Origin of the sequence: Vermiculatibacterium agrestimuris, assembly GCF_943193085.1 — a bacterium.
Lineage (GTDB): Bacteria > Bacillota > Clostridia > Oscillospirales > Oscillospiraceae > Vermiculatibacterium > Vermiculatibacterium agrestimuris.
In genome coordinates this window covers 40679-46678 of sequence record NZ_CALPCU010000017.1, presented here as the reverse complement: position 1 = coordinate 46678, position 6000 = coordinate 40679, and the positions used below count along the sequence as shown (strand labels likewise).

Annotated in this window: 6 protein-coding genes; all 6 read right to left on the bottom strand. The window is 62.5% G+C overall.

Annotated features, from left to right (window positions below; translation table 11 throughout):
* Window positions 1-101 precede the first annotated feature (101 nt).
* Window positions 102-1001, bottom strand: a complete 900-nt coding sequence (locus tag NFR87_RS07355; protein WP_251448489.1) for a transporter substrate-binding domain-containing protein — start codon at window positions 999-1001, stop codon at window positions 102-104.
* A 242-nt stretch (window positions 1002-1243) separates the two neighbouring features.
* The gene (locus tag NFR87_RS07350; RefSeq protein WP_251448486.1) at window positions 1244-1846 is read right to left on the bottom strand and encodes a cytidylate kinase-like family protein; all 603 of its coding nucleotides are present in this window, start codon (window positions 1844-1846) and stop codon (window positions 1244-1246) included.
* Window positions 1847-1951: 105 nt separating this feature from the next.
* Entirely contained in the window at window positions 1952-2803 is an 852-nt protein-coding gene (locus NFR87_RS07345) for a GNAT family N-acetyltransferase (protein WP_251448483.1), read from the bottom strand.
* A gap of 59 nt (window positions 2804-2862) precedes the next feature.
* Window positions 2863-3777, bottom strand: a complete 915-nt coding sequence (locus NFR87_RS07340) for a DUF2156 domain-containing protein (RefSeq protein WP_251448480.1) — start codon at window positions 3775-3777, stop codon at window positions 2863-2865.
* 33 nt (window positions 3778-3810) lie between these two features.
* On the bottom strand, window positions 3811-4977 hold the full coding sequence (locus NFR87_RS07335) for a DEAD/DEAH box helicase (protein ID WP_251448491.1): 1167 nt from the start codon (window positions 4975-4977) through the stop codon (window positions 3811-3813).
* A 53-nt stretch (window positions 4978-5030) separates the two neighbouring features.
* Window positions 5031-5966: an AEC family transporter gene (locus NFR87_RS07330; RefSeq protein ID WP_251448477.1), complete on the bottom strand. Its 936-nt coding sequence runs from the start codon at window positions 5964-5966 to the stop codon at window positions 5031-5033.
* Between the last annotated feature and the right edge of the window lie 34 nt (window positions 5967-6000).

Below are 6000 nucleotides of genomic sequence, written 5' to 3'. Positions count from 1 at the left end.
GCGCAGACCTCCAAAAGAGAGAGGAGGGTGGCGTTGCGCTTTTGGGGCAATAGCCCCGCGCGGCGGCGTCTTGATTTACTTATGTTGGGGAATGGCCGGCCTCAGCCACCGATGGCCTGGTCGCTGAGGGAGTCGGCCTCCTCCTTGAACGTGTCGATGGAGCCGGCGGCCTTCAGCTTGGCAATGGTCTCATTGATGGCGGGGAGCAGGCCATTGGGATCCCCCTCGGCCACCCACACGCAGGGCAGGCCCACGTGGCCCAGCTCGATCCCCTCCACAACGGCCAGCTCGTCGTTGGTCTGGGCATACTTCACAGCCACAGCGCCGTCCAGCACCACAGCGTCGCACTTGTCGTAGACCAGCTGGTTAATAAGGTCGCCCACGTTGGTCAGCAGCACCGCATTGGCGCCGGTCATGTGGATGGGGGCGGTCTCCTCGTCCTCACCGGTGACAATGAGCGCCTTGTTTGTGCCGGTCTGGGCGCCCACATTCTTGCCGGTAAAGTCCTCGATGCTCTTGTACTGCTCCAGGTTGGCCTTCTTCACCAGCACCATGGGAGCCAGATCCTCATAGTAGGGGTCGGAGGCGTCGGCGGCTGCCTCCCGGTCGGGAGTGGACTCCATGTCGGCGATAACAAAATCGCACTTGCCCTGGGCCATCAAAGTGAGCAGGTTATCAAAGTTCATGTCCACGATCTCCAGCTCGGCGCCCATGTCCTCGGCGATGGCCTTGGCCACGGACACGTCCAGGCCCACGATCTTGTCCTCGCCGTCCTCCAGGATGTGGAACTCAAAGGGGGGATAGTCGGCGGAGGTGCCGAAGACCAGCTTGGTGGGGGCGGCAGGCTCGGCGGCCTGGGACTGAGCAGGCTCAGCGGCCTTGCTCTCATCGGGAGCAGGGGTCTGGGTGGAAGCACCGCCGCCGCAGGAGGCCAGCAGGCTCAGGGACAGGGCGGCGCTCAGCGTCAGGCCCAGGATCTTCTTCATCGTATCGTTTTTCATATCACTCTCTCCTTTTGTCCTCTGCTGAGGATGTGCATAATTATACATCGTCATTTATAAAAATGCAACCCCTATTTTGTTGTTATTTTGCACAAAAATCAGTGTGCAAAATTCCCGTCCGCCGGTGAAACGGCGGACGGGATGCGGAAAGAGGATGTATTGGATATTCAAATATTCATTTTTGATGCATAATTTCCATCCTGTCTCCTGGCAGTGGCGCAGGGGGCACGGCGGGCAAACCCTTAGCCCTTGCAGAACTGGACGATCAGGTCGGCGGCGGCCTGGGTGCCCCGGAGGGAAGATCTGACGCACAGGTCGTAGCTCTCCGCCTCGCCCCACTTCCGGTCGGTGTGGAAGCTGTAGTAAGAGGCCCGGGCCTTATCCACCCGGCGCAGCTTCTCCTCCGCCTCCTTCCGGCTCACGCCGTCCCGCTCGCAGACCCGCTCCAGCCGCTTATCCCAGTCGGCGCAGACAAACACGCGCACAAGGCCCGGCTTATCCCGGAGGATGTAGTCGGCGCAGCGGCCTACGATAACGCAGCTGCCCTGTTCCGCCACGGAGAGCACCGCGTCCCGCTGGGCCTTTGCCGCCAGCTGCTCCACCGTGGTGCCCTGGACGCCGGTGAGCAGGTTCTGCTGTCCCATCACCAGGGAGTAGAGAAAGCTGTTGGTGGGCTTTTCGTCGTAACTTTGCAGGAACTCCCGGCTCAGGCCGCTCTCCTTGGCCGCTACCGCCAGCAGCTCCTTGTCGTAGTAGGGGATCCCCAGCGCCTGGGCCACCTTCTTGCCGATCTCCCGGCCTCCGCTGCCAAATTCCCGGCCGATGGTAATGTAGATATTCTCCATAGAAAAAGTCTCCTTTCCCTCCGGCGGCTCTCGTTATGATCGGGCCGCTTTTCCCCTATATTTTATCACAAGATCTTCCTTTTGTGTCATGAAAATTTATATGGGTCAATCGAAGGCCAGGCCCAGGTAAGCCCTCTCTCCGAAGGCCGCTCCCATCTCCTTGTCGAACCAGATCGCCATACCGAAGCGCCAGTCCTCCCCCATCTCCATGGCCGCCGGCCCCCGCAGCTCCCAGTTCCCGATCCCCAGCTGCCGGGCCAGCAGGGCCGCGGCCTGGGGGAGGGTTCCCGCGGGGCACAGAAGCTCCTTGGCCACCGCCATGCCGCCATGCCGCTCCACGGCGGCGCAGCCAGGCCCCTCCGCCAACGTCAGACGGTAGAGCCCACCCCCGGAGCTTTGGGAAAAGCTCTCCTGAATGGCGGTGAGCTCCCCGTCCCAGGCCCCGTGGGGGACGCCCTTCAAAAGCGTCTCCCGCAGCCGGGCATACTCCGCCGCACCCAGGTTGGCCGCCTCTCCCGCCGCCGCGGAGGGATCCATAGCGGCGATCCACCGCCGGGCGGCAAAACATTCGCCGTACCCCGCCGAGGCGAAAAATTTGTGCAGAGAGGGCTGGGCCGGAACGGTGCAGATCCCCGCCGCGCCCATATCCCGCGCCCGGTCGGCGGCATAGTCCAGCAGTTTTTTGGCGTAGCCCTTTCCCCGCTGGGCGGGGTCGGTGGCCAGGGCGTAAACATAGGGCAGTGCAGCCCGCTGCCCCGATGCCGTCACCGCCTCCATGGGAAGCAGCGCCAGCATGGACATGGCCACGCCCCCCTCCCGCAGCGTCAGCAGCCGGTCAGGGCCGCCCCAGCGGGCAAAAAAGCCGTCAATGAGCGCCTCCTCGTCCCCGAAGGCCAGCTGCCACAGCTCTCTCAGCCGGGGCAGCTCCTCCTGCCGGGCCAGGCCGGTCTCTGTCATAAAAACGCCGCCTTTCCAGCAAAAAACGGGAGGCCACAGGGCCGTGGCTCCCGTTTCCCTTATTTTTTCCGCACCACCCAGTGCTTTTCCACCATCAGATCCGGATAGTAGGACTCCTTGGCCTTCCGCAGGCCCTCGATGCCCATATCCTCTTCCCGGTTCAGGTAGCGCACCTGGGGGTACCGCTGCCGGATCCGCCGGGCGAACTCCCGGTTTATCATGGGGTAGGCCCCCTGGATCTCACTGTAGGCCTTCTCGAAGTGCACGTCAAAGGTGTCGACCCCCAGCAGGTCGCCCATGGTAAAGGCCACCACCTGGCCTCCCACCCGGAGGAGCCCGCCCTCCAGCTTCAGCTCCTTGAAGTACTTGGCGGAGAGCAGCAGGGCCTTGCGCTCGTTGGTCATGTCCTCCGCCTCTTCCGCCCCTTCCCGTTCCCGGCTAAGGCGATCCCACTGCTCGTCCAGCTCCAGGCACTCCCCCAGCGCCTGGGGCGTCATGTCCTCATAGACCCAGTCGGGGTTGTTATCCTGGAACCGGGCGCAGTGGTTGCGCTTGGAGTGGAGCTTCCGCCCGCCCAGGTCGGCGAGCTTATCAATGTCGTAAAGGTAGTCAGAGCCGTCCCGGTCAAGGGTACAGGTATACTGTCCCGGCCGAAGCCGTTCCAATTCCGCCGCCCCCTCGGGGGTGACGCCCACCAGCCGGAACTCCTCGCCCCGCTCTTGGGCGTCCTGCTCCAGCAGGGTCAGCGCCTTGTCCAGGTCTCCCGCCCCCGCGGGCCAAAAGTAGCCGTAGCCCAGGTTCCCCTTTACTCGAACCACCAGGAACCCTTCCACATCGGCAATGCGTTGGTCGTAGGCCGCGCCCCATACCAGCAGGTTGGTAAAGCTGTACTCACATCCCCGGTAATTCCCTCCGGCCAGGCGCTGATCCACCCAGGCTTTGTCGGCGGGCTGGGGTATCTGAAAATTGATCATGGGAAATTGCTGTCTCCTTTTCTCTATCTGCGCTCAAAGCTCCTCTAAAGTGCCCTTTTCGTAGCGGAGCTTCTTCACCGTGTTCCGGGTGCCCTTGACGATCTCATCCATGCGGAGATCCTCCGTGACGCCGGAGACAAAGGTGTAGGCCACCCCGTGGCGGCGGGCCCTCCCGGTACGGCCGATGCGGTGGACGTAGTACTCGTTCTCGTCGGGCACATCATAGTTGAACACCACGTCCACATCGTCGATGTCCAGGCCACGGGCGGCCACATCGGTGGCCACCAGCACCTGGAACTTCCCCTGGCGGAACCGGCCCAGGCTCTTCTCCCGGGCGGATTGCTGAATGTCGCCGTGGATGGCCTCGCATTTCACCCCCGCCATACGCAGAAGTCCGGAGAGCCGGTCGGTCATATTCTTGGTGTTACAGAAGGCGATGGCCCGCTCGTACCCCCCGTGGGTAAGCAGCTGCACCATCAGCTCCGCCTTGGCCGAGCGGTCCACCTCGATGCGGTACTGGTCGATGTCCGGCTTATTCTGCACGTCGGCCTGAACGGTGATCTCCACCGGATCGCGCTGGTAGACCCAGGAGATGTCCATCACTTCCCGGGAAATGGTGGCGGAGAACATGCCGATGTTCCTGCGGGACTTGATCTGATCCAGGATCCGGGTCACATCCCGGATAAAGCCCATGTCCAGCATCCGGTCGGCCTCGTCCAGCACCACTGTCTCCACGTGGTCAAGGCGCACCGTGCGCCGCTTCATGTGATCCATCAGCCGGCCCGGGGTGGCCACCACGATCTGGGGGCCCTTCTTGAGCTGGGTGATCTGCTTTTCGATGGGGGCGCCGCCATAGAGGCACACCACCTGCACCCCCTCTTTGAAGGCGCAAAGATCCTGCAGCTCCTCCTGGATCTGGATGGCCAGCTCCCGGGTGGGGGCCAGCACCAGGCCGGTGACGTCGCCGCCCGCCGGATCGGCGTGCTCCACCATGGGGATGCCGAAGGCAAAGGTCTTGCCGGTGCCCGTGGGGGCCTTGGCGATGACGTCCTTCCACTCCATGAAGTAGGGGATGGCCCCCGCCTGGACGGGGGTGGCCTGGATGTAGCCCTTCTTTTCCACTGCCTTCAAAATGGCCTCGGAAAGTCCCAGCTCGTCATATCGTCTGATTTCGTTTACCTGTTCGCCGTTGATCTCCATATGGGTCAAACCCTTTCCTCGTTTATCTTTCCTGATTTATCAGCCCAGTATCCCTATCCGGCCAAAGTCTCCGCCAGCACAGTGACCACCGGCAGGGTGACGATGCTCAGCAGATTGGAAAGGCTCACCAGCTGGGCCGAGCGCTCGGCGTCCTTGCCGTACTTCTCTGCCATCATACTGGTGATCCCCGCGCAGGGCGCGCCGGAGAGGATGACGATGGCCACAAAAAAGTTGAACTCGAACTGGATGGGCAGCAGCAAAAGGATGGCCGCGGTCATCAGGGGCAGAACGATCAGCTTCACCGCCGCCGCGGCGTAGAGCTTGCCGTCCCGGAAGGTGGACAGCAGGTCTGTCCGGGCCATCTGGGCGCCGATGATGACCATGGCAAGGCCCGTATTCAAATCGCCCAGGAATCCCACCGCATTGCCCAGGGCTCCAGGAAGCTTGACCTGGGCCAGGAAGAGGGGGATGCCGATGACCGCGCCCATAACGCCGGGGGAGAGGACGATCTTCTTCACCGAGATGGAGGAGCGGCCCCCCATCATGGCGGTGCCGTGGCTCCAGATGGCGGTATTGAGCACCAGCATGGACACCACCGCGAAAATGCGGGCCCCGTCCCCCAGCACCGCCGCCACCAGGGGAATGCCCATAAACCCGGTGTTGCCGTACATACAGCCAAAGCGAAGGCAGGGGCGCATGGCGTCCCCCTCCTTGCGGAACAAAAACTGCACCATGACGGCCCGGAGCACGTAGCACAGGATCAGCACGCCGATGGCCGTGCCCAGGATCTCCAGGAAGGAGGGGTCATAGGCGGCGTTCTGGAAGGAGTCGACGATCACGCACAAGATGACCACATTCATCAGCAGATTTGACATCTCTTTGGTGCCGGCGGAGGTGATCTGCTTGATCCGCCCCATGACAAATCCGACGCCGATGAGGATAAAAAGGGTCGCCACCTGCCCTGTGACCACCAGTAAACGCGCTAACATCTTTCACGCCACCTCCGGGGAAAATGCTTTTGCT

Bases quoted from the DNA above. Each gene is read 5' to 3' on its own strand.
- NFR87_RS07355 (WP_251448489.1), bottom strand. From the start codon at position 1,001: ATGAAAAACGATACGATGAAGAAGATCCTGGGCCTGACGCTGAGCGCC.
- NFR87_RS07350 (WP_251448486.1), bottom strand. From the start codon at position 1,846: ATGGAGAATATCTACATTACCATCGGCCGGGAATTTGGCAGCGGAGGC.
- NFR87_RS07345 (WP_251448483.1), bottom strand. From the start codon at position 2,803: ATGACAGAGACCGGCCTGGCCCGGCAGGAGGAGCTGCCCCGGCTGAGA.
- NFR87_RS07340 (WP_251448480.1), bottom strand. From the start codon at position 3,777: ATGATCAATTTTCAGATACCCCAGCCCGCCGACAAAGCCTGGGTGGAT.
- NFR87_RS07335 (WP_251448491.1), bottom strand. From the start codon at position 4,977: ATGGAGATCAACGGCGAACAGGTAAACGAAATCAGACGATATGACGAG.
- NFR87_RS07330 (WP_251448477.1), bottom strand. From the start codon at position 5,966: ATGTTAGCGCGTTTACTGGTGGTCACAGGGCAGGTGGCGACCCTTTTT.